General features: G+C 56.7%; 23 protein-coding genes, 1 tRNA gene and 1 riboswitch. Of the genes, 16 read left to right on the top strand and 8 right to left on the bottom strand.

All coding sequences use genetic code 11. The features are described from left to right. Positions 1 to 135: 135 nt before the first annotated feature. On the bottom strand, positions 136 to 2,220 hold the full coding sequence (locus C7J97_RS10375) for an elongation factor G (RefSeq protein WP_113992967.1): 2,085 nt from the start codon (positions 2,218 to 2,220) through the stop codon (positions 136 to 138). Between the two features lie 657 nt (positions 2,221 to 2,877). On the opposite strand from C7J97_RS10375, the gene C7J97_RS10370 reads away from it, so the two are divergent. Both C7J97_RS10370 and argF read left to right on the top strand, forming a co-directional pair. Beyond that, positions 2,878 to 3,357 (top strand): deoxycytidylate deaminase, encoded by a 480-nt coding sequence (locus C7J97_RS10370; protein WP_113620844.1) that lies wholly within the window; start codon positions 2,878 to 2,880, stop codon positions 3,355 to 3,357. Positions 3,358 to 3,450: 93 nt separating this feature from the next. Next, entirely contained in the window at positions 3,451 to 4,446 is a 996-nt protein-coding gene (argF, locus tag C7J97_RS10365; RefSeq protein WP_113620843.1) for an ornithine carbamoyltransferase, read from the top strand. A 70-nt stretch (positions 4,447 to 4,516) separates the two neighbouring features. On the opposite strand, the gene C7J97_RS10360 is transcribed toward argF, so the two are convergent. Next, positions 4,517 to 5,086 (bottom strand): biotin transporter BioY, encoded by a 570-nt coding sequence (locus tag C7J97_RS10360; RefSeq protein WP_113992968.1) that lies wholly within the window; start codon positions 5,084 to 5,086, stop codon positions 4,517 to 4,519. A gap of 298 nt (positions 5,087 to 5,384) precedes the next feature. Between C7J97_RS10360 and C7J97_RS15030 the strand changes: the two genes are divergently transcribed. From C7J97_RS15030 to C7J97_RS10345, 4 genes are all read left to right on the top strand, one after another. Further along, the gene (locus tag C7J97_RS15030; RefSeq protein WP_005920549.1) at positions 5,385 to 5,522 is read left to right on the top strand and encodes a hypothetical protein; all 138 of its coding nucleotides are present in this window, start codon (positions 5,385 to 5,387) and stop codon (positions 5,520 to 5,522) included. Positions 5,523 to 5,650: 128 nt separating this feature from the next. Further along, positions 5,651 to 6,223 carry a hypothetical protein gene (locus C7J97_RS10355; protein ID WP_113992969.1) on the top strand — a complete coding sequence of 191 codons (573 nt, stop codon included), beginning with the start codon at positions 5,651 to 5,653 and terminating at the stop codon, positions 6,221 to 6,223. Positions 6,224 to 6,485: 262 nt separating this feature from the next. Next, the gene (locus C7J97_RS10350) at positions 6,486 to 6,980 is read left to right on the top strand and encodes an RNA polymerase sigma factor (RefSeq protein ID WP_055186376.1); all 495 of its coding nucleotides are present in this window, start codon (positions 6,486 to 6,488) and stop codon (positions 6,978 to 6,980) included. Then, positions 6,967 to 8,130, top strand: a complete 1,164-nt coding sequence (locus C7J97_RS10345; protein WP_113992970.1) for a DUF4349 domain-containing protein — start codon at positions 6,967 to 6,969, stop codon at positions 8,128 to 8,130. Before C7J97_RS10350 ends, C7J97_RS10345 begins: the two co-directional genes overlap by 14 nt. A gap of 145 nt (positions 8,131 to 8,275) precedes the next feature. Here the strand turns inward: C7J97_RS10345 and C7J97_RS10340 are convergent, their stop codons facing one another. From C7J97_RS10340 to C7J97_RS10330, 3 genes are all read right to left on the bottom strand, one after another. Beyond that, positions 8,276 to 9,130, bottom strand: coding sequence for an SDR family oxidoreductase (locus C7J97_RS10340; RefSeq protein ID WP_113992971.1), 855 nt, complete (start codon positions 9,128 to 9,130; stop codon positions 8,276 to 8,278). A 765-nt stretch (positions 9,131 to 9,895) separates the two neighbouring features. Beyond that, the gene (locus tag C7J97_RS10335) at positions 9,896 to 11,317 is read right to left on the bottom strand and encodes a tyrosine-type recombinase/integrase (RefSeq protein ID WP_113992972.1); all 1,422 of its coding nucleotides are present in this window, start codon (positions 11,315 to 11,317) and stop codon (positions 9,896 to 9,898) included. Between the two features lie 3 nt (positions 11,318 to 11,320). Beyond that, entirely contained in the window at positions 11,321 to 11,914 is a 594-nt protein-coding gene (locus tag C7J97_RS10330; RefSeq protein ID WP_113992973.1) for a helix-turn-helix domain-containing protein, read from the bottom strand. A gap of 159 nt (positions 11,915 to 12,073) precedes the next feature. Here C7J97_RS10330 and C7J97_RS10325 point away from each other — a divergent pair, with 159 nt between their 5' ends. The 5 genes from C7J97_RS10325 to C7J97_RS10305 all read left to right on the top strand — a co-directional run bounded on the left by C7J97_RS10325 (position 12,074) and on the right by C7J97_RS10305 (position 15,857). Then, positions 12,074 to 12,286: a DNA-binding protein gene (locus C7J97_RS10325; RefSeq protein WP_147232767.1), complete on the top strand. Its 213-nt coding sequence runs from the start codon at positions 12,074 to 12,076 to the stop codon at positions 12,284 to 12,286. Between the two features lie 37 nt (positions 12,287 to 12,323). Then, positions 12,324 to 14,534 carry a phage/plasmid primase, P4 family gene (locus C7J97_RS10320; protein ID WP_113992975.1) on the top strand — a complete coding sequence of 737 codons (2,211 nt, stop codon included), beginning with the start codon at positions 12,324 to 12,326 and terminating at the stop codon, positions 14,532 to 14,534. Between the two features lie 211 nt (positions 14,535 to 14,745). Continuing rightward, positions 14,746 to 15,186 carry a hypothetical protein gene (locus tag C7J97_RS10315; protein ID WP_113992976.1) on the top strand — a complete coding sequence of 147 codons (441 nt, stop codon included), beginning with the start codon at positions 14,746 to 14,748 and terminating at the stop codon, positions 15,184 to 15,186. Positions 15,187 to 15,232: 46 nt separating this feature from the next. Further along, on the top strand, positions 15,233 to 15,661 hold the full coding sequence (locus C7J97_RS10310) for a hypothetical protein (protein ID WP_113992977.1): 429 nt from the start codon (positions 15,233 to 15,235) through the stop codon (positions 15,659 to 15,661). Continuing rightward, a complete protein-coding gene (locus tag C7J97_RS10305) occupies positions 15,648 to 15,857 on the top strand; it encodes a hypothetical protein (RefSeq protein WP_113992978.1) in 210 nt (69 codons plus the stop codon). The genes C7J97_RS10310 and C7J97_RS10305 overlap by 14 nt, the downstream gene beginning before the upstream one ends. Positions 15,858 to 15,925: 68 nt before the next feature. Here C7J97_RS10305 and C7J97_RS10300 read toward each other — a convergent pair whose 3' ends face one another. Further along, positions 15,926 to 16,168, bottom strand: coding sequence for a helix-turn-helix domain-containing protein (locus C7J97_RS10300; protein ID WP_113992979.1), 243 nt, complete (start codon positions 16,166 to 16,168; stop codon positions 15,926 to 15,928). 352 nt (positions 16,169 to 16,520) lie between these two features. Between C7J97_RS10300 and C7J97_RS10295 the strand changes: the two genes are divergently transcribed. From C7J97_RS10295 to C7J97_RS10285, 3 genes are all read left to right on the top strand, one after another. Further along, on the top strand, positions 16,521 to 16,853 hold the full coding sequence (locus tag C7J97_RS10295; protein WP_113992980.1) for a hypothetical protein: 333 nt from the start codon (positions 16,521 to 16,523) through the stop codon (positions 16,851 to 16,853). Positions 16,854 to 16,917: 64 nt separating this feature from the next. Beyond that, a complete protein-coding gene (locus C7J97_RS10290) occupies positions 16,918 to 17,250 on the top strand; it encodes a hypothetical protein (RefSeq protein ID WP_113992981.1) in 333 nt (110 codons plus the stop codon). After that, positions 17,247 to 17,495: a hypothetical protein gene (locus C7J97_RS10285; RefSeq protein ID WP_113992982.1), complete on the top strand. Its 249-nt coding sequence runs from the start codon at positions 17,247 to 17,249 to the stop codon at positions 17,493 to 17,495. Before C7J97_RS10290 ends, C7J97_RS10285 begins: the two co-directional genes overlap by 4 nt. Before the next feature lie 93 nt (positions 17,496 to 17,588). Here C7J97_RS10285 and C7J97_RS10280 read toward each other — a convergent pair. Both C7J97_RS10280 and C7J97_RS15250 read right to left on the bottom strand, forming a co-directional pair. After that, positions 17,589 to 17,665: transfer RNA gene (locus C7J97_RS10280), tRNA-Met, on the bottom strand. Between the two features lie 116 nt (positions 17,666 to 17,781). Continuing rightward, positions 17,782 to 18,177 carry a helix-turn-helix domain-containing protein gene (locus tag C7J97_RS15250; protein WP_242983498.1) on the bottom strand — a complete coding sequence of 132 codons (396 nt, stop codon included), beginning with the start codon at positions 18,175 to 18,177 and terminating at the stop codon, positions 17,782 to 17,784. A gap of 750 nt (positions 18,178 to 18,927) precedes the next feature. Continuing rightward, a riboswitch (FMN riboswitch) is annotated at positions 18,928 to 19,042 on the top strand. Positions 19,043 to 19,193: 151 nt separating this feature from the next. On the opposite strand from C7J97_RS15250, the gene ribD reads away from it, so the two are divergent. Continuing rightward, on the top strand, positions 19,194 to 20,318 hold the full coding sequence (ribD, locus tag C7J97_RS10270) for a bifunctional diaminohydroxyphosphoribosylaminopyrimidine deaminase/5-amino-6-(5-phosphoribosylamino)uracil reductase RibD (RefSeq protein WP_113992984.1): 1,125 nt from the start codon (positions 19,194 to 19,196) through the stop codon (positions 20,316 to 20,318). Further along, positions 20,282 to 20,923 carry a riboflavin synthase gene (locus C7J97_RS10265; RefSeq protein WP_181823398.1) on the top strand — a complete coding sequence of 214 codons (642 nt, stop codon included), beginning with the start codon at positions 20,282 to 20,284 and terminating at the stop codon, positions 20,921 to 20,923. Before ribD ends, C7J97_RS10265 begins: the two co-directional genes overlap by 37 nt. Positions 20,924 to 20,933: the final 10 nt, after the last annotated feature.

The following is a 20,933-nucleotide window of genomic DNA, read 5'->3' as shown; positions in this document are numbered from 1 at the left end:
CTTTTTATGATTTCGGAACACCGGAGCATCTGCGGACGCTCCGGTGTTCCATTTTTACGCAAAAAAGCCCCCGCCGACAGAGGGAAAAAAGTGTCGGCGGGGGCTCGGGGAAATGTCAAATCAGGGGTTCAGAGCTCAGTCGTCTGCGGCCTCGTCCAGATTGCCCAGCTTCTTGGCCTGCTCCACAACGGCAGGCACCAGCATCTCGGGCAGGGTCTCATAGCGGGCAAACTCGGTGGTGAACCAGCCACGGCCCTGCGTGGTCTGCCGGATAAAGGTGGTAAAGTTTGCAAGCTCTGCCAGCGGCACCTCGGCAATGATGGTCTGCAAGCCGTCCTCGTCCGGCTCCATGCCCAGCACACGGCCACGGCGCTTGGTCACATCACCCATGATGTCGCCGGTGTTGTCGTTGGGCACATGGGCCTTCAGGGTGTGGATAGGCTCCAGAATGACGGGGCCAGCCTCCGGCATAGCAGCTTTATAGGCCAACTTTGCAGCCATGATAAAGGCCATTTCAGAGCTATCCACCGGGTGGTAGCTGCCGTCCAGCAGGGTGGCCTTCAGGCCGACCACGGGGTAACCGGCCAGCACGCCCTTTTCGGCAGCCAGACGCACGCCCTTTTCTACGGCGGGGAAGAAGTTCTTGGGCACGCTACCGCCGAACACCTTTTCCTCGAACACCACCTGCTCGCTGTCGCAGGGCTCGAAGTTGATGATAACGTCACCGAACTGGCCATGACCGCCGGTCTGCTTCTTGTGGCGGCCCTGTTTCTGGCAGGCCTTGCGGATAGACTCGCGGTAGGCGATGCGGGGAGCTTCCAGACCGATCTCCACGCCGAACTTGTTCTTCAGCTTGGCCTTGACCACGTCCAGATGCTGCTCGCCCAAGCCGCCGATGACCTGCTGATGGGTCTCGGCGTTGTTGATGTAGCACAGGGTGGGATCTTCTTCCATCAGGCGTGCCAGTGCGCTGGAGATCTTGCCCTCGTCGCCCTTCTTGGCCACGGTAACAGCCATAAACAGGCTGGGCTTGGGGAACACAGGTGCGGGCAGCTTGACCACGCGGTCTGCATCGCACAGAGTATCGCCGGTCTTTGCGCTCACCAGCTTTGCCACTGCGCCGATATCGCCGGCACCGATGCCGTCGTTCTCCATCTGCTTCTTGCCAAGGACAGTCAGGGGTTTAGTGATCTTTTCCACCTCGCCGGTGCGGGCGTTGGTCAGCGGTTCGCCTGCGGTCACCTTGCCGCTGATAACACGCAGATAGCTCAGCTTGCCCACGAACGGGTCGGCCACGGTCTTAAAGACGTAGGCGGCAGTGGGCTCATCCTCGGTGCAGTGCAGTTCCACCGGCTCACCGTTGGCGTCCTCAGCCAGCGTGCTGGCCTCGTGCTCCGGGCTGGGCAGCAGCTTGTGCATATTGAACAGCAGCATATCCAGTGCCTGCATATTCACGGCGCTGCCGCAGAACACGGGGGTGATCAGGCCGTCCTTAACGCCCTTGCGCATACCCTCCACGATCTCCTCGGTGGTAAAGGGTTCGCCGCCGAAGAACTTTTCCATCAGTTCATCGTCGGTTTCTGCAATGGCCTCGCTCATAGCCTCGATCAGGCCCTGGAAGCGGTGGCCGATGTCCGGCAGGTCTACCTGAATCTGCTTGCCGCCCTCGTACTTGAAGGCCTTCTGGCTGAACAGGTTGATGTACACAGGGGTGCCGTCATCCAGCTTTGCGGGCACGACGCAGGGGCAGACGGTGGAGCCGAAGCGGATCTTCATATCCTCAAGGATCTTGAAGTAGTTGGCGTTTTCCAGATCGCACTTGGACACGAACACCATGGTGGCCTTGCCGTTCTTGCGGGCCAGCTGGAACGCCTTTTCTGCGCCCACAGTAACGCCGCTGCGGCCGGACACGCACACCAGCACGCTCTCGGCGGCGCGGATGCCCTCGTACTCGCCTGCTTCAAAGTCGAACAGACCCGGTGCATCGATCAGGTTGTACTTGATGCCCTCGTACTCCACCGGCACAACGGACGCCGACAGGCTGGCCTTGCGCTTTGCTTCCTCGGGATCAAAGTCCGAAATCGTGGTACCGTCCTCAACCCGGCCCATACGCTCGGCAGCGCCCGAAAAATAGACCAGTGCTTCGGTCAGCGTGGTCTTGCCGCTGCCGGCATGGCCGGCAATCAGAATATTGCGGATGTTGTTGCTTGCGTATTTCATATCGGTTTTTCCCTCATTTCCGCCGCACGGAGCGTTCTCTCCGTTTTTGTGGCATATTTTACAAAGATAATACCACATCCGAAACGATTTTTAAATATATCGTTTCAAAATTTAGCAAAAACGCCTGCCAAACTTCCGGGCACTGTTTTGTGCAAGTTGACATTCGGGTGCAAAACGGGCGGGCAGAAAAAGCAGAACTCCCGGCAGCGCGTACAGGCGCGGAACCGGGAGTTTTCGTTGCAAATATGCGGTTTTTGTGGTATGCTGTAAGTGCCGCTTCGGCGGTAAGGGCGTTGATTGCATAATCGGTGGTCTAGCTCCTTCCGGCTGCGCGCCAGAGGGGGACGAAAAACTTTTTGCTTCCCCTGACGCGAAAGCGGAAAGGGGGATGCCTCATGACGTTTGAACAGGTCGTGCTGTTGCTCACGCTGCTTAGCGGAGCAATCTACATTACCTTCGAGATCACATGGACGATTTCCAACGGCAAAAAGAAATGACCGCTCATGCCCTCAGAAAGCAAGCGGTCATTCTTTACGACTGATTAGCCGGATGAGGAGCTGACCATTGCAGTCAGCGCTCTTTCTATTCGTAGTATAGTCTATTTTTCCGGGTTTGTCAAGCCGCAGACCCGCCGGAAGAGGCAGGAGGTTTTACGCGATGAAGCGCGAGGATTATATCAACTGGGACGAATATTTTATGGGCATTGCGCTGCTTACCGCCATGCGCTCCAAGGACCCTAACAGTCAGGTGGGTGCGTGCATCGTAAGCCCGGAAAATAAGATCCTTTCCTTAGGCTACAACGGGATGCCCATGGGCTGCAACGATGACGAGATGCCCTGGGAGCGGGAGGGTGCACCTTTGCAGACCAAGTATATGTACGTCTGCCACGCCGAGTTGAACGCCATCCTCAACAGTGCCCACAACAACCTGAAGGGTGCCCGGGTGTATGTGACCCTGTTCCCCTGCAACGAGTGCACCAAGGCCATCATCCAGTCCGGCATTGCCGAGGTGGTGTACTACGGCGACAAGTACCACGACAGCGATTCCAGCATTGCGGCGCGGTTCATGTTCGAGCACGCCGGTGTCCGGCTGACCCCCTATAAGCCCACCGGACGCCGGGTAGAGCTGGAGCTGTAAGCTTCCTCTTGACCTTCCCGATGCAACGTACTATAATAGAATCATAGCCTGAATAAATATTCAAGAGTGTTTGCATAGAGAGGGAAATATACAATGGAACTGAAAAATCGCAGCTTTTTGAAGCTATTGGACTACACCCCCGCCGAGATCGGGCAGCTGCTGGAGCTGGCCGCTGACCTGAAGGCCAAAAAGAAGGCCGGTATCCGTCATGACCAGCTGCGGGGCAAAAATATTGCTCTGATCTTTGAAAAGACCTCCACCCGCACCCGCTGTAGCTTTGAGGTGGCCGCCCACGATCTGGGCATGGAAGTGACCTATCTGGACCCCTCCGGCAGCCAGATCGGCAAAAAGGAGTCCATCGCCGACACCGCCCGGGTGCTGGGCCGGATGTTTGACGGCATCGAGTACCGTGGCTACGGCCAGCAGATCGTGGAGGATCTGGCAAACTACGCCGGTGTTCCGGTGTGGAACGGCCTGACCAATGAGTTTCACCCCACCCAGATCTTAGCCGATTTCCTTACCATCCAGGAGCATTTCGGTCACCTGAAGGGCATCCACTTCGTTTACTTCGGCGACGCCCGCTACAACATGGGCAACAGCCTGATGGTGGGCTGCGCCAAGATGGGCTTACACTTTACCGCCTGCGCCCCCAAAAAGTACCAGCCGGATCCCGCACTGGTGGAGCAGTGTCAGGCCATTGCCGCCCAGACCGGGGCGACCCTCTCCTTTGAGGAGGATCCCGTCAAGGCAGCAAAGGGCGCGGATGTGCTGTACACCGATGTGTGGGTGTCCATGGGCGAGCCGGTTGAGGTATGGGCAGAGCGCATCCACGACCTTGCACCCTACCAGATCAATCAGGATCTGATGAATATTGCAGGCCCGGATGCAGTATTTATGCACTGTCTGCCCGCCTACCACGACCACAAGACCACCGTGGGCAAGGAGATGGGCGAACGCTTTGGCCGCGACGCCATGGAGGTGACCGACGAGGTATTCGAAGGCCCCCAGAGCATCGTGTTTGACGAGGCCGAGAACCGGATGCACACCATCAAGGCGGTCATGGCAGCCACCTTGGGATATCAGGAATAACGAGATAAGCCCGGAAGGTTCGCAGACCCTCCGGGCTTATTCTATCTAAAAATAATTTTCCGCTCAGCGATCATTCCGAAACTGCATTCTGCAGTTTCAGCACGCCTGCCTGCGTCAGGCGCTTACGCAGCAGCGCACCCACGATGCAGGACACCACGATCTTTGCAAGATCCAGCGCAATAAAGGGGTAGACGCAGACGGTCAGCGCGTAGCCCAGCTCGCACTGCATCTGGAACACGAACCATGCCGTGCCCAGCACATAGCAGGCGGCATCGCCCAGCACCAGACCCACAGCGGAGACCACCGGGTTGCCCTTGCTCTTTTCAATGAACATCCCGCCGATGAAGGCCAGCAGCAGATAGCCCACCAGATAGCCGCCGGTAGGGCCTGCCAGCTTGGCAAGGCCGGCACCGTAGCCGGAGAACACCGGAATACCGATGGCGCCCAGCACCAGATAGATAACCACGCTCAGGGTACCGAACTTCGGCCCCAGCAGCCATGCGGTCAGGCAGATAACAAAGTTTGCCAGCGAGATGGGCACGGCTCCGATAGGCACGGTCAGCGGGCCCAGCACGCACAGCACGGCAGCCATCACCGCGGTGACAGCCATCTGATAGGTAGTCAGTTTTTTGTCTTTCATGGTCAGTTTTCCCTCTGTTTTTTCGTTTTGTAAGGCATCTGTGCCCGAGTATACCGCACCGGTGCGCCACAGGTCAACGGAAAAGTTTGCAAAGGGTTTACAATCAATAGATATATTGTAATCCGTCAAAAAATATGATATTCTAAGAATACGGCGCTGATTGCATAATCGGTGGTCATGCTTTCCCATCCCGCAGCACTGCTTCTTCCTGTACATGGAACGAACCAGCGGCTTGTGGGAGGAGAACTTTTTTGAGCCAAGCCTCCCCAAGCCCTGAAGGCGAAGGGAGGGATGTCAGATGGATCTGTCGGAGATGCTGAACCTGCTGATGGTCATTCTTACGCTGTTGGGATTGATCATTGAGGTAATTCGCCTGACCCTTGAGGTCATGGATAAAGCTTCGCAGAAGAAAAACGATGACAACAAAAAAGATTGACCGCCCCAGTCTACCAAACTAGCGGTCAATCTTTTTGACTAATGCGGGATGGAAAGCTGACCTTTGCAGTCAGCGCCCCTTCTGTTTATAGTATAATCGCACCATCGTGTTTTGTCAAGGAGGTTCCCATGGGTGGAGGTCATGTATCGCGGCCGGATTTCGGGATGCCGCAGCCGGATGCTGCGTACCCGCTGACCGAGTTCTATCTGCTGGCGCAGCAGGCGCTGGAAAAAAGCGGCAGCTTTATGCTGCCCGCCCTCTACGCAGGGCTGCACTCCCCCGCCCGGCGCATCTACCGGGAGGAGGCCGCCGGGTATTTACAGCTTGCGGCTGCTCCGGCAGAGGGCCTGACCCGGCTGCTCTCCCCTGCCCGGATGCAGCTTTTATACAGCAGCTTGCAGGTGCAGCAGGACGGCACCCCCGCCGCCCTGCTGCTGACCGAGGAGTGCACCCGCCTGACCGTGGCGGTGCAGCTGCTGCCGCCCTTTGTGTGGGAGGACCCGCTGCCGCCGCTGCCGGATGTTCCGGCGGCGCTCACCCTGCAACTGACCATGCAGGACGTGATGGCCATCGACACTTCCCCCGCCGCACTGGCGCAGAAGCTGGTGCACAGCACCGATGGCAAATGCTGGCTGCATCACCCCAAGGCCGAGACCTTTCTCTCCGAGCGGCTGGCGTTGCTGCAAAGGGTCTATAAATAAAGAAGGAGCACCCTCCCCCTCTTTTACTTTCTGCGATTCCGTGGTATACTGACCGGTAAACCGACAGGATATCCAACCCCTGTCGGAGAACGTGGACACACCTTGCGGTCCGGTGCGTCCGGCACACAAAAAATGGAAGGAACCGGGTTTTGTTCTGCAATAATCGGGGATGCTGAGCCGTATATTGAGTGAACGTCCCCGTGAGAACCACAAACATTCCATCGAGAAGCCCGCTTCCGGGCATCCAAGGAGAGTTTATACAATGGGACAGCTGACCAGAAACGAAGTATTTACCTTGGCGGTGCAGCGTTACAGCGACACCGTCTACCGCACTGCGGTGCATAATTGCCGCTGCACAGCCGATGCTGAGGATGTGGTGCAGGATGTATTTGAAAAACTGCTGCACTACAACGGCATCTTTGAGAGTGAGGAGCATCTCAAAGCATGGCTGCTGCGGGTGGCCATCAACCGCTGCCGGGACCTGACCCGCGCCGCCCACCAAAAGGACACCGAGCTGGACGAGAACCTGCCCGCCCCCGATGTCCTTGCGGAGGACGGCAGCGTGCTGGATGCCATCCGCACCCTGCCGGAAAACTACCGCAATGCCATCTATCTGCATTACTACGAAGGATACACTGCGGCAGAGATCGGGCGGATGATGGCGGTGCCCACAAACACGGTACTAAGCTGGCTGCGGCGCGCACGGGCACAGTTACATACGATGCTGAAGGAGGAGATCGAAGATGAGGTGGTATGAATATAAGATGGAGGTCGATGACCTGACTGCCCCGGACGATCTGAAAGCAAAGTTGCTGGCCATGACCGACACCCTGACTGCGGAGGAAAAGGCCGAGCCCATGATGGCTGCCCCTGCCCCGCAGACCGCTGCACCCGCAGCACCCCTGAACACCGAAGCCAAGAAGAAAAAGCCCATCCACTTCCCGGTAAAGCAGCTGGGCACGCTGGCTGCCTGTCTGGCCGTGTGCGTGCTGGGTTACAGCACCCTGCATCTGGGCATCGGGATGGGCAGCGCAAAAAGCAGCGCGCCCACCCTGTACGCAGCCGAAGGCTCTGCCGACAGCTCCGCTGCTTCTGTGGCAGCGGGCGGGTTTGATCTCCAGCACGCCGCGCTGGACAGCACCCCCGAGGCGGTGAATTACAGTCTGGAGGCAGACGACCGCTCTCTGGAAACGGAATACAGCGGCACCGGCAGCACCGAGGCTGCTGCCCCTGCGGTGGACAGTGCCAAGATCATCTACACCGCCAACCTGACACTGGAAAGCAAGGACTACGAAACAGCCCGCAGTGCGCTGGACAGCGCTCTTGCCGAGGCGGGCGGCTATCTGGAATCCAGCAGCGAGTACACGCGCACCGGTTCCAGCCGCTCCGTAAGCCTGACCTACCGGGTGCCGCAGGCCAACTACCAGAGCTTTCTGGATGCTGTGGCCGCTGCCGGTAATGTGACCTACCGCAGCCAGCAGGCCGATGACGTGACCACCCAGTATATGGACGTGTCCGCGCGGCTTTCTAATCTGCAGGCACAGCGCACCCGCTTACAGCAATTGCAGGAACAAGCCGAAACTCTTTCGGACTTGCTGCAGATTGAGGACTCCCTCACCGAGGTGCAGTCCCAGATTGAGAGTTGGCAGAGCCAGCTGGACTGGTACAGCGATCAGGTGCAGCAGTGCACCGTGTATATCGACCTGAACGAGGTGCAGACCTACACACCCGCCGACGAGGGCTTCTTCTCCCGCATCGGCACGGCCCTTGTCTCCGGCTGGGGCAACTTTGTGAATGGCTTGCAGCAGCTGGTAGTTGCGCTGGCCTCCGTCTGGCCGCTGGCAGTGCTGGCGTGCGCTGCTGTTGCCGTGGCGCTTGCATGGCGCAAAAAGCACCCGAAGAAGTGACCCCATAGAAATCCATTTTTCCGCATAAAGGCTTCCCCCGGGCTGGGGAAGCCTTTTGTTCAACCCCGTTGAAAAAACCACCCCTGTCCCGCCGGGCTGCTGCACCGGGAGACAGGGGTGATTTTTGTATATTTTGCAGTGCTTATTACACGCCGGAATAGGCCGAGAAGCCGCCGTCCACCGGCAGGCAGATGCCGGTGATGAAACCGGCTGCATCATTGTTCAGCAAAAACAGCAGCGCGCCCACAAGGTCTTTTTCACTGTCGCCAAAGTGTCCCATGGGGGTGGCGGCAAGGATCTTTTTGGTGCGGTCGGTGGGGGTGCCGTCCTCGTTGAAGAGCAGCTTTGCGTTCTGCTCGCTGGCAAAAAAGCCCGGGGCAATGGCGTTGACCCGGATGCCCACCTTGCTGAAATGTACCGCCAGCCACTGGGTAAAGTTGGTCACAGCAGCCTTGGAGCCGGAGTAGGCAGGGATCTTGGTCAGGGGCAGGTAGGCATTCATGCTGGAAATGTTCAGGATGTTGCAGCCCTCGCGCCCTACCATCTGCCGTGCAAAGGCCTGCGTGGGCAGCAGGGTGCCGATAAAGTTCAGGTTGAACACCATCTCCACGCCGCTCTCGTCCAGATCAAAAAAGGTGACGGTGTCGCTTTCCAGATCGGCCATCTCAAAATATTCCTTGTCCGTATTGGCGCGGGCGTTGTTGCCGCCGGCACCGTTCACAAGGATATCGCAGGGGCCAAAGTCTGCCAGCACATCCTCTGCTACCTGCAGGCAGTTGGCCTTGTTCATCACGTTGCAGGTGTAGCCCTTGGCGGTGCCGCCCTCGGCTTCGATCTTGTCCGCAAGCTCCTTGAGCTTATCCATGTTGCGGCCCAGCAGCGCCACCTTTGCGCCCGCCCGGGCCAGCGCCTTGGCAAAAATGGAGCACAGCGTGCCGCTTGCGCCGGTGACGACAGCCACCTTGCCGGTGAGATCGGTGTTCAGTACATTCTTTTCCATAACATCCTCCTGTTACAGCTGTATTCATTGGCTAGAGTATAACAGAAAAAGACGGTCTTTGCCAGAACGTTCTTATTATAAAAGGGGAAAGTTTTATTCTTTTTGCCGGGCAACAAGCACGATATCTTCTGGATGCGGTGCAGACGCAATCGCGCAAAATTGCAAAAATGACCGTTTTTACCTTGAAGATCTTCTAACTCTTCCAAAGCAAATGCAGTATGATAAAAGCATGACAAACACATACTGACTTCGGCTGCGCTGCCCGCAGCGGGCTACACTGTTCAAGCCGCAGCGGGCTGCACCTATGACCCACAGAGTTTTGAACAATGTGGGCATTCAGACCTGGAAACACAGCATTCCGCACCCACAATGTTCAACCCGAACGATGTGAACATTTAACGTAGGACAGTTTCTTTTTGCACACTGATCAAATATAAAAAGTTATAATAATATTCTACACTGTTCACGCTGCACAATGTGCAACAGCGGCGGCGCTTCCCACTTTGATGTGAACACAAAAAAACAGGTTGAATTTAAAAAATTCAACCTGCTTGGTGGTTGCGGGGGCCGGATTTGAACCAACGACCTTCGGGTTATGAGTTGCGGTTTGTCCATTTCGCCACGTTTTGCAACGTCTTATATAAAGCGATAAAGCGTCATTTTACTTTTAGTGTCATTTAGTGACGTGCAGCAGCTTTCTGTGGTCGTAGTAGCCAAATAGTAGCCAAAAATACACCCCGGCAGGAGTTCCCGCCGGGGCTTTTTTCATGCCTGCTTGATGGCGTTCAGATCGGGGCCAGATCGCCGCCCAGAGCGCAGCAGAACATCCGCTATGCACTCTGTGGCCTTTGCCTTTTGCTCCTCAATCATGTGCGCATAGAATCCCTCTGTGGTCGTGACGGAGGCATGGCCCAACTGCTTGCTGACTGTCACAACGTCTGTGCCGTTGGAGATCAGGACAGAGGCGACCGTGTGCCGGAATGCGTGCGGGTTGATGTGCGGCAGCCCGTGGCGTTCAGAGAAGCCCCGCAGCCAAGCGGTTATACTGTCCGGGTTCATACGCTGCCCATCGTCCTGTGTGAACACATAGCCGCTATTCGTCCAGAGGTTGGCGCACATGAGGCGGTTGTGCTCCTGTTCCTGTTTCCACTCCCGCAGCAGCTGCATAGTTTCCGCCGGGAGACGCAGATACCGTACATCACTGGTTTTCGTGCTGTCCTCATATACGCCCCGGGACTTTGTGTAAAGCAAGGCACGGTCAATCTTAATGCGGTTCAGGTCAAAACTGACCCTATCCCACCGCAGACCCATAATTTCACCCCGGCGGCAGCCGGTAACGATCATGAGATTCACAATGGTGCGCCATTTGAGCGGCTCTGTGTCGAGCGCGTCCAGAATCGCCCGGATTTCAGCCGGTTGAAAATAGTTCGGCTCTGCCCGTGCTACCTTTGGCGGAGTTGCCTTTTCCGCTGCATTGTAGGGCACGAGCATTTCTTTCTCTGCCTGCGCAAGGATGGTGGAGATCAACCGATGGTGTTCCAGAACGGTTTTTGCAGAGAGTGGGGCTGTGTTCGCCTCCACCTTGAAAAGCTCTGACAGGGGAGCGCCAAGAGCCTGCGCTACGGCCTGCGCCTTTTCCTGCCGCACCTTCTCCCCGCGCATGATGGCGTTAATAGTCGAGGTGCCCACCCCGGCGGCCTGTGCCAGATCGGGGCGTTTTATGCCCTGCTGCTTGACCTTTTCCAGCAGCGCAGGCTTTGCCGTAGCCTTGCCGTTCCCTTTACGCAGCCCATTTTCGCCAAGGTTCTTATAGAATGCGTTCAGGTGCTGAGGCCGGATATCCACGAGTTTCAAATGGCCGATTGCCTGATTGATACGCACGAGGAGTTCTTTGTACCGGTCGAGCGTTCGCACCTTGCAGCCCTCTTGCTCTTTGAGGCCGAGCACATAACCGGCATACTCTGCAAAGGTCTGGCGGTTGTCCAGCTGAAACCCCAATTCAATAGATCGCTCAAAATCAGCAGCCGCCCGCTGCAAAGCCTTTTCAGTCTGGCGTGGGGTCATGCCTTTTTCTGGTGCCCATGTTTTAGTGTGAATCATCTTTCGCCCGGTTGAATCATACCCGGCGGAAACAGTGATTTGGTAGGAAACGCCATTTTTGCCGGTGCGCTTTTTGATGCTGGCCACGGTTTACTCCTCCTTCAAAAGATCGTCGATACAGTGTGTGACTGCATCAATTATTTGGAAACGCAGATACGCTGCTTCAAATTCGGCCTTGCTCCGCTGCTCCTGCTGTTCCCAGTCCTGCGAGGCAATGGCCACCCGTCGGGCCTCTTTACATGGCTCAATAGATGCAAGCGCCCGCTGCATTTCATCCATGCACAGTAGCCGCGAGAGGGCTGTTTTTACATCTGCCGCACTGTCGGGCATGGAAAAACCTTCCAGCGCCATTTTTGTATAATCTGCAATGAATGGCGCCGTTTCCATATCATGCAGTGCGGAGATTGCCGCCGGGCTGAGACCTGTATATTCTCCTGCGCCTCTTGCGTTCGGGTCTGGTGCGGGTTGGTCGGTCAGTCCAAAAAGATAGTCGGTCGAACATCCGAGAGCCTTTGCGAGTTCTGGCACCTTTTCCGCAGGAACAGAGCGAGCGCCCCGCAGCCAGTTGGAAACAGTGGACTGCTGCACATGGATTTCCGCGCCGAGATCACTTTGTGTTCGTACGCCAAGCTGTTTTTGATACGCTGCAAAAGCTCCTTGCAGCCGTGCAAGTTCAATGCCCATTTTATAGCCTCCTTGAAATACCGCTGTCAGATTTTTCTCGATTATTTCATTTTGAAATACAACTTAACATTTAGATTTCCTAATGCTATACTATCATCACAGAACAGCGCTGTCAAGTACTTTTAAGTCACGTTTAACTACAACAAGGAGGCTTTTACAATGTCGTTACCTACTATGTGTTCCGTCACCGATGCCGCCAGCCGCAGCGGTTTGGCCGTGTATCGCGTCCGTGTTCTCTGCGCAGAGGGGGCAGTGCAGTCCATCCGCTGCGGCCGCCGCATTCTTGTCAACCTTGACAGTCTGGCGGCCTATCTGAACGGCACCGACACGCCCGCAGCAGCTGAGGCCGAGGGTGTTCGCCGGGTCAACTGAGATGTAAATTTTCACCAGAACAGAGGAGCCTTTACCAATGTCTTTTACCCTTCACTGCGCCGCCCAGAGAGGCGACACACGAAACACCCTATACCCCCGCCGCCGGGTTATCACCGGCTTTTCCGACCTTCAGACCGCTGCCCGGTTCGACCATGTGGCGGCCGAATTTGAGGGCAGCCGCCGCAGCCTTGACGGCTTTAGACTGGCGGATTGCATCGTTCTGGATGTGGACAACGACCACGGCCAGATCGTGCAGCCGGAGCAGATCGCCGAGGACTTCCCCGGCGTGGCGCACATGATTGTTTTCTCCCGCCACGATATGCAGCCGAAAGGCAGCAGCCCGGCGGTGCCGAGATTTCATTGCTACTTTCCCATCGAGCCGACCACTGACCGGGCAGAGGTCGAACAGCTGAAGCGCAGCGTGTGTGCAGCGTTCCCCTATTTTGATGCCAACGCCATTGATGCAGCCCGGTTTATGTTTGGCGTGGAATCACCCCGGGGCTTTGCTGTGGAGGGCGCTTTGCTACTGTCTGACCTGTTTCCCTACGTTGACGAGGAGGGCGCAGAGGGCAGCACAGCGGCCTTGCAGGAGATCCCGGAGGGGCAGCGAAACAGCACTCTTTCCCGTTTTGCGTTCCAGCTGCTCAAGCGTCTGGGCGACACTGAGGAGGCCCGCGCCGAGTTCGACCGCCGGGCAGAGGCGTGCACCCCGCCGCTGGACGAGGGCGAGCTGTCTACCATCTGGGGCACAGCTGTGGCCGCCTACCGGCGCAAGGTCGAGAGCCGCCCGGACTATCTGACCCCGGCGGAGTACGCTTTGCAAGGCTTGCAGCCGCAGCCCGGCGGCAGTCTGCGCCCGCTGGACTTCTCCAACGTCGGACAGGCCCGCGTGTTCGCAGCTGACACCGCCGGGGAAGTCCTCTATTCTGAGGGCACCGGCTGGCTGTGCTGGGACGGGCACAAGTTCGCCCAGAGCGAGGCGGCCGTGCATCTGCGGTTCCATAACCTGACCGATCGGCAGCTAATCGAGGCCCGGAAGGACGTGCACGCAGCTGTGGACGCTCTGGCCGATGCTGACGAGATCGCGGCAGGCGAGGCCAAGCGGCAGCAGGCAGCTGCCCGGGCATACCTCAAATTCGTGCAGCAGCAGCGCAACGCTGGCGGCATTAAGGCGGCTTTAGGTGAGGCTGCCCACATGGTCGCCGTTGGCGTTGACGAGCTGGACGCTGATCCGTTCTTGCTGAACACCCCTGGCGGCGTGATCGACCTGCGCACCGGGCAGACACGCCCCAACGCCCCCGCCGACCGATGCACCAAATGCACCGCCGTTGCCCTGTCTGACAAGGGCGCAGCACTCTGGGCGGCGTTTGTTGACCGGTTCGCCTGTGGTGATCGTGAGTTGATCGACTACTTGCAGCAGGTTGCTGGCATGGCTGCCGTTGGCCGGGTGTACACCGAGGCGCTGTTGATTGCCTACGGCGCAGGCGGAAACGGCAAATCCACCTTCTTTAACACGCTGGCCCACGTGCTGGGGGACTATGCCGGGGCGCTGTCTGCTGATGTGCTGACCTCCAGCGCCAACAAAAACGCAGGGCCGGAGCTGGCAGAACTACGGGGCCGCCGGTTGGTGATCGCTGCCGAACTAGAAGAGGGCCGCCGTCTGGATACCTCCATTTTGAAACGTATCAGCAGCACCGACCCCATCACGGCAAACCCAAAATATCGGGATCCTTTTCAGTTCGTCCCGAGCCATACCCCGGTGCTGTACACCAATTTCCTCCCCCGAGTGGGCAGCTCTGATGCAGGCACGTGGAGCCGTCTGGTCGTCATTCCCTGCCGTGCGTCCTTTCGTGGGCAGCGGGGCGAAGTGAAAGATTATTGTTCTTTTCTGGTTGAAAGCGCTGGCGGCGCTGTGCTGGCGTGGATGGTCGAGGGAGCCCGGCGGTTTATTGCCAACGGCTGCACCCTGACCCTCCCGCAATGCGTACAGACCGAGGTAGAGGCATACCGGGCAGAAAATGACTGGTTGAGCCAGTTTATTACAGAACAGTGCGAGGTGGGCAAGGATTTTACGGTAAAGGCCAGCGATTTGCAGCTTGCCTACCGCACATACTGCGACGAGAGCGGCGAATACTGCCGCCGCTCCAATGACTTCAAAACAGCTTTGGAGGCCGCCGGGTTTGAGCGTCACAAGACAAAAGCAGGAATGATTTACACCGGTTTAAGACTGGGCGTTGACGTCCTCTGATTCCCGCTTTTCCGCCAAAAGGTGCAAGCTGTGCAAGCCGAAACGTAAATTCCCTAAAGAGATTAAAATTTCACTTTTTAGAATTTACATATCAGCTTGCACTAGCTTGCACCCATACGATATTACGTCATTTTTGAAATCACGCACACTCTGGCGGGAAAAGGGCCGCAGCGCCCACCCCGCCGGGGCCAGTGCGCGAGAGGAGTACAACATGGAATCTGTTTTTTCTGAGATTTTTTCGTTCCGAGTGCCCGGCGGCGAGGTGTTCATGCAGCGCCGTTTCGAGCTGTCCCCTGACTGGGCGGGAGGGTTGAAGTCCCTACCCATCGTATCCGACCGCAGCACGAGTGACACCCTGTTTGTGCTGCCTGCTGACGCTATGCTGTTGTTCCGGGCTGGCGCTCTGACCCTGCCCGCCGGGGGCACCTATTCGGTGCAGTTCCACGGCAGCGGCAAATACTTTGACACCCCGGCGGAGGCTTTGGCGTACATGGCCGAGCGCTGGCCGGTGCCGTTCAGTCTTTGGCGGCAGAAGCTGGATGCAGGGGAAAACGTCTTGCAGCAGTCCCAACGTCGGGCCGCTGCCTTTGCCGAGGGCTTTCCTAGTCTGACATCGTTCAACGAGGCGCTGGCCTCCCAGATCGGTGCCTGATCGTGCCCAGTTCAGCCGCAAATTTCCGAAAACGAGGTGAATTTTATTGATCGCCGAAACCCTGACCCCGAACCAGCGCAAGGCTCTGGCGGCACTGCTGACGAACCCCACCACCGCAGCAGCAGCCCGGGCCTGCGGCCTGAGTGACCGGGTCATAACCAAATACAAGACTTTGCCCCAGTTCGCCGCAGCTCTGGCAGAGGGCAGAGAGGCGCAACTGAGCGAGGCTGTGAACAGTCTGGCCGCGTCCTACGGGGCCGCTGTGGGTACTCTGCGCAGCATTGCAGAGAATCCCAAGGAGCAGGCGCAAGCCCGCGTGAATGCTGCCAAGGCGCTGTTAGATTATGGCCTGCGCTTCTCTGAGGCCAGCAGCGGCGGCAGCGCTATGCGGGTGGTATTCGTGGACGATATCCCCGGGGCCCCGCTGCCCGCTCCCAGAAACCAAGAGGAGGCGCAGCCGGATGCAGACACCTGACCTTTTGGAGGAGATCGCCCAGACCCGCGCCAAGCCTTTGCAGATCGAGTGCCAGAGGCCGGACGGTTCGCGCACCATGTGCAGTGTCGAGGAGTGCAGCGCCCACGGCTGGCGCTATGTGCACATCGTGGCCGATGAGCTGGACGAGCTTTTAGATCGTACTTTGAACGGCACGCGCGCCCGGCGGCGCAGATAAGACAAAACGCCCCGCACAGCGGCCCTCTGCGGCTCTGTGTGAGGCGTTTTCTGTTTGTCTGGATAGTTTTACTCTTTGGCGTTGGCGCTGTCTGAGAGCTCTACTGAAATCTCTGGAACATACTCCATAATGTCGCCGGGCTGGCAGTCCAATGCAGCGCAAAGAGCGGTGATGCTTTCGGTGGAAACTGCGCTGTTCTCCCGCAGCTTTTGCAAGGTACCTTCTGAAATAATCCTGTTCTTTCGTATCTTATAGGTGGTCAATCCTTTTTCGTGCATGAGTTCAAATAGTTTGTCAAACCTGATCGGCATATAACTGCACCTCCTTCATTGTACTAAGTATAACACACGTTGTACACGCTTTCAAGTGTATAATATATACACTTTATATGATGTATATTTGTGCACTGCATCAATAGATTATGCACATTAAAAGGTGTATGCTATAATCACAGCAAGGGAGCACGACCGGAAGGCAAGGGGCGAAGGATGTACCGGGAGCGCAAAGACCTAGAGTTAGCTAAGACAGTAACCCACTCCCGCCTGCTGTATATAAGAAAAGGCCCGGTGCCGTCTACCAAACTTACACCGAGCCGCACCCAGAACAGGGGCTATCTTTATTATAACACGGATGGCCCCGCAGAGTAAAGCGGAGGTTTTCACCATGAAAAAATACGATCTTTCCCAGATTATGACCCGTGCATGGCAGCTGTACCGGAAGGGCGTTGCAGCCTTTGCCGAGTGCCTGCATCGTGCATGGATGGCCGCCAAGGCCGCACCGATCAACGCCCAGCGCATCGAGGAGAGCCGCCAAGACTTTGGCGTGACCGAGGAGGTGCACACATGGTCAGACTGGCGCAAGCTGGGTTTTGAGGTTGTCCACGGCAGCCGCTGCCTGTTCCAATGCCCGTTGATTCACGCCAGCAAGGGCGACGGCCAGACCTATAAAGCGTCGTTCTTTGGCGTTTCGCAGGTGCAGCCGCTGGCGCAGCAGTAACACAAACCGAGATCCCCGGCGGAGCCAGAGGAGCCCCGCCGGGCCATTGTTGGAGGGTAACACCATGAAACTGGAAAAGCGAATCACTTTGACCGCCTACGAGGTGGAATACATCGACACCCGGGAGCCCAAGCCCCGCACGATTCACTGGGAGCAGATCGTGCTTGACGGGGGCCGCCTGAGCGCCCTTGCACGTCTGGGCCAGACCCCCGCGGCGTTTATTACACAGCAGTATGAGGCTGCGGGGTTCCGCGTGTCCTCTATCCATCGTGGGGAGACCATCGATGCCCGCATAGACCTGCCCGCACTCTGGGCAGAGATGCAGCAGAAAATCGCAGCCAGCCGGAAGCTGCTTGCACAGACTAAGGCCGCCAAGGAAGGGAGTGCAGCAGAATGAACCATCCCGCCAAGAATCACCCTGTCCCCAACTGGGCAGAAATGGACGTTTCCCTGTGTGAACTGGGGTATGCGGTTGATCTGATCGAGGCTGTGCAGACCGCTATTCAAACCGGAGATATGCCGAATGAAGTTTGCGCGAGTTCCCTTTTCGGGTCATGGATGCTGTTGCAGCGGGTCTACAAAGACCTGAAAACAGAATTTTACGGGGAGGAGCCGCAGCAGCCAGACCGGGGCAGTTTTTGAGGGCGTAGTAGCCAAATAGTAGCCAAATCGCCCCGGAGCACGCAAGACAAATAGAAAAGCACGGTAGTTCTTTACGAACCATCGTGCTTTTTGTGGTTGCGGGGGCCGGATTTGAACCAACGACCTTCGGGTTATGAGCCCGACGAGCTACCAGACTGCTCCACCCCGCGATATTTACTTTTTTGCTTTTCAGCGGCTCTCGCTGACTGCTCAAGTATAATACCACAGAGCGGGTAGAATGTCAACCCTTTTTGAGAAAAATTTTCGTATTCTCCTGCCGCAGCTTTTAACGCACCATTGTCCGGTGCTGTGCGCGGTATTCGGTGGGGGTGATGCCGTACAGATGGCGGAAGGTTTTCAGGAAGCTGCTGTAATCCGGAAAGCCGCTTTCGGTGCAGGCATTCAGGACGGAAACGCCCTCCTCCAACGCCTTGCGGCAGTGCTGCATCCGCAGATGGGTCAGGTAGTTGTGGATACTCTCCATGGTGCACTCCTTGCCCTCCTGAAAGGTGCCATCCAGATACAGGGTTCCGTTTGCCAGTGCGATACGGTCGGTGACAGGCGGGAAGTCCTCCACCTGTGCCGCCAGCTTCAGCACATCCACCACATTGGTGACCTTCTTGGCGAGGTTCGCCCCAACGTATTCACGCATCATCTCGAAGATCTCACACCGCAGGGGCATGGGGTCCACCATTCTGCCGTCCGGGGTGAAAAATGCGCCGTTCGAGTAAAGCAGCTGGTGGGTGCTCAGGAAATCGTCACAGAACAGGGATTCGTTGAAAAAGCCCTTTGAACCATGCGGGGGTAAAATTACTCATAGGCATTCCATCCTTTCGTTGGCGCTACGGAAAACGATGTGGTCAATTTGACCACATCGTTTTTCTCCGCAACTGGGAAATCAACGTCCTGCCGTTCTCCCCGCACGGCTTTCCTGCCCCCTTCCGGCGGCGTTTTCCGGCTCTCCTTCTCAGGGTCATCGCCGGGTATCCCATGCAGACGGTCATGCGGTTTTCAAGGTCCAACGGGCAAAACGGCAACAAAAAAGCCGTCACAAAACAGACCAGCCCTGCCTTCGCTTTTTCTGGAAGGTCATGCTAGTCGGTTATGTAACGGCTGAAAGCCAAAATGTTCATCCCCGCAGGGACTGAACGAATATGTAAAAATATGTTATATTCAATTGTTGGGATAGGCTACCACAAAAATCGAGCCGTGTCAACAAAAACTTTTGAGAACGCGTCACTTTCGGCAGCTTGCAAGAAAAGGCGAGGAAAACTTTGGCAAAAAGAGAGAGAGCTGGACGATGCAAGCCCTCTTGACAAGGCAATAATAGTCAAAAAGTTTCGTACCCATCTTCATCCCGGTTTCGTCCCGGTTTGCAGAATGCCCTTGCAATCCGAAAGGAGCCGTGCTATAATGCCGCTGTAATTGAATCAGAAATCTTCAGGGCAGGGTGCGATTCCCTACCGGTGGTACAGCCCACGAGCCGTAAGGCATGATTCGGTGAAACTCCGAAGCCGACAGTACAGTCTGGATGAAAGAAGATACCAAGCGCAGAGCCCGCACGGTTCTGCGCTTGTGGAGGCTGCTCTGGGATGCGTTTGCATTCTGGAGCTTTCTTTTTTGCACAAGGGTTCCTTGTGTCTTTTCGGCTTGCCCTGAACGTTTTTGTTCAGGGCTTTTTCTTTTGGAGGCGACACGATGAACGACAAAGAGTATATGCGTCTGGCTTTGCAGCTTGCAAAAAAGGGTTGCGGATGGACGTCTCCCAACCCGATGGTGGGTGCCGTGGTCGTAAAAGAGGGCAGGATCATCGGACAGGGCTGGCACCAGAGATACGGTCAGGCTCATGCGGAGCGCAATGCGCTGGCATCCTGCACCGAAGATCCGCAGGGAGCGACCCTGTATGTGACATTGGAGCCGTGCTGCCATTACGGAAAGCAGCCGCCCTGCGTGGATGCGATTCTGGACGCGGGCATTCACCGGGTGGTCGTGGGTTCTGCTGACCCGAATCCGCTGGTGGCTGGAAAAGGAATTGCAATCCTGCGCGCACACGGCATAGATGTGACCGAAAATGTTCTGCAAGAGGAATGCGATGCGCTGAACAAGGTGTTCTTCCACTATATCACCACAAAACGCCCCTTCGTTTCCATGAAATACGCCATGACGATGGACGGAAAAATCGCCACATACACAGGCGCTTCCAAATGGATCACCGGGGAAATTGCCCGGAATCATGTTCAACGGCAGCGACACCGATTCCGCGGCATTATGGTGGGAGTCGGAACCATCCTAGCAGATGACCCGCTGCTGACCTGCCGGATAGAGGGTGGCCGTGATCCCGTCCGGATCATCTGTGATACACATTTGCGGACACCGCTGCAATCACAGGTGGTCATGACCGCCAAACAGGTTCCGACCATTCTTGCGACCTGCTGCGGCGACCCGGAGAAGCAGGCGGCATATCAACAGGCCGGGTGCCGGGTCCTTTGTCTGGAAGCGCATTGCGGTCATGTGAATCTTCTGCAACTGATAAAACAGCTGGGGCAGGAGCAGATCGACAGCATTCTGCTGGAAGGCGGCGGAACCTTGAACTGGTCTGCACTGGAAAGCGGCATCGTGCAGCAGGTACAGGCTTACATTGCCCCGAAGCTGTTCGGAGGAAGGGATGCCAAAGCACCCATTGAGGGTGCAGGTGTCCCGCTTCCGGATGCTGCATTCCGCCTGAAGAACAGCCGATTGGAACAGCTTGGCAAAGATTTCCTGATCGAAAGTGAGGTGGAGTACCCGTGTTTACCGGAATCGTGGAAGAAGTCGGAACAATAAAATCCATCAATCGGGGACAGCATTCCGCCGTACTGACTGTTCGTGCAAAAACGGTTCTGGAAGGAACCAGGATCGGCGACAGCATCGCCGTCAACGGCATCTGTCTGACCGTCAGGCAGCTCTTCCCGGATAGCTTTGCTGCGGATGTCATGCACGAGACCTTGAACCGCTCTGCACTTGCACAGCTCACCATTGGAAGTGCTGTCAATCTGGAACGTGCCATGCCGGCCAACGGACGTTTTGGCGGACACATCGTAGCAGGCCATGTGGATGGCGTCGGACGCATTGCTAATATCCGAAAAGACGATACGGCTATCTGGTACACCATTCATGCAGATCCTGCGATCCTTCGCTATGTCGTTGAAAAAGGCTCTATCACAATAGACGGTATCAGCCTGACCGTGGCTGCGGTGGAACCTACGGGCTTTTCCGTGTCCACGATACCGCACACCGTCCGTCAGACGAACCTGAACCAACGGCACAAAGGGGATTTTGTCAATTTGGAAACCGATGTTGTTGGAAAATATATCGAGAGGCTGCTTCCATCAGAAACACCGAAGCAAAACACGCTCACAAAAGAAATGCTGCTGCGCTGCGGCTTTTAAGGAGAGTTTA

Origin of the sequence: Faecalibacterium prausnitzii, from assembly GCF_003324185.1 — a bacterium.
Taxonomy (GTDB): domain Bacteria; phylum Bacillota; class Clostridia; order Oscillospirales; family Ruminococcaceae; genus Faecalibacterium; species Faecalibacterium prausnitzii.
The sequence above is the reverse complement of the archived record's forward strand: the minus strand, read 5'-3'. Positions and strand labels throughout refer to the sequence as shown.

What these genes read in the sequence shown, in the direction of transcription:
- ribD (WP_113992984.1), top strand. Translation starts at nt 19,194, where the DNA reads ATGAACGACAAAGAGTATATGCGTCTGGCTTTGCAGCTTGCAAAAAAG.
- C7J97_RS15250 (WP_242983498.1), bottom strand. Translation starts at nt 18,177, where the DNA reads ATGCCCCTGCGGTGTGAGATCTTCGAGATGATGCGTGAATACGTTGGG.
- C7J97_RS10370 (WP_113620844.1), top strand. Translation starts at nt 2,878, where the DNA reads ATGAAGCGCGAGGATTATATCAACTGGGACGAATATTTTATGGGCATT.
- C7J97_RS10320 (WP_113992975.1), top strand. Translation starts at nt 12,324, where the DNA reads ATGTCTTTTACCCTTCACTGCGCCGCCCAGAGAGGCGACACACGAAAC.
- C7J97_RS10330 (WP_113992973.1), bottom strand. Translation starts at nt 11,914, where the DNA reads ATGGGCATTGAACTTGCACGGCTGCAAGGAGCTTTTGCAGCGTATCAA.
- C7J97_RS10345 (WP_113992970.1), top strand. Translation starts at nt 6,967, where the DNA reads ATGAGGTGGTATGAATATAAGATGGAGGTCGATGACCTGACTGCCCCG.
- C7J97_RS10375 (WP_113992967.1), bottom strand. Translation starts at nt 2,220, where the DNA reads ATGAAATACGCAAGCAACAACATCCGCAATATTCTGATTGCCGGCCAT.
- C7J97_RS10325 (WP_147232767.1), top strand. Translation starts at nt 12,074, where the DNA reads ATGTCGTTACCTACTATGTGTTCCGTCACCGATGCCGCCAGCCGCAGC.
- C7J97_RS10340 (WP_113992971.1), bottom strand. Translation starts at nt 9,130, where the DNA reads ATGGAAAAGAATGTACTGAACACCGATCTCACCGGCAAGGTGGCTGTC.
- C7J97_RS10300 (WP_113992979.1), bottom strand. Translation starts at nt 16,168, where the DNA reads ATGCCGATCAGGTTTGACAAACTATTTGAACTCATGCACGAAAAAGGA.
- C7J97_RS10290 (WP_113992981.1), top strand. Translation starts at nt 16,918, where the DNA reads ATGAAACTGGAAAAGCGAATCACTTTGACCGCCTACGAGGTGGAATAC.
- C7J97_RS10355 (WP_113992969.1), top strand. Translation starts at nt 5,651, where the DNA reads ATGGGTGGAGGTCATGTATCGCGGCCGGATTTCGGGATGCCGCAGCCG.
- argF (WP_113620843.1), top strand. Translation starts at nt 3,451, where the DNA reads ATGGAACTGAAAAATCGCAGCTTTTTGAAGCTATTGGACTACACCCCC.
- C7J97_RS15030 (WP_005920549.1), top strand. Translation starts at nt 5,385, where the DNA reads ATGGATCTGTCGGAGATGCTGAACCTGCTGATGGTCATTCTTACGCTG.
- C7J97_RS10315 (WP_113992976.1), top strand. Translation starts at nt 14,746, where the DNA reads ATGGAATCTGTTTTTTCTGAGATTTTTTCGTTCCGAGTGCCCGGCGGC.
- C7J97_RS10360 (WP_113992968.1), bottom strand. Translation starts at nt 5,086, where the DNA reads ATGAAAGACAAAAAACTGACTACCTATCAGATGGCTGTCACCGCGGTG.
- C7J97_RS10295 (WP_113992980.1), top strand. Translation starts at nt 16,521, where the DNA reads ATGAAAAAATACGATCTTTCCCAGATTATGACCCGTGCATGGCAGCTG.
- C7J97_RS10285 (WP_113992982.1), top strand. Translation starts at nt 17,247, where the DNA reads ATGAACCATCCCGCCAAGAATCACCCTGTCCCCAACTGGGCAGAAATG.
- C7J97_RS10350 (WP_055186376.1), top strand. Translation starts at nt 6,486, where the DNA reads ATGGGACAGCTGACCAGAAACGAAGTATTTACCTTGGCGGTGCAGCGT.
- C7J97_RS10305 (WP_113992978.1), top strand. Translation starts at nt 15,648, where the DNA reads ATGCAGACACCTGACCTTTTGGAGGAGATCGCCCAGACCCGCGCCAAG.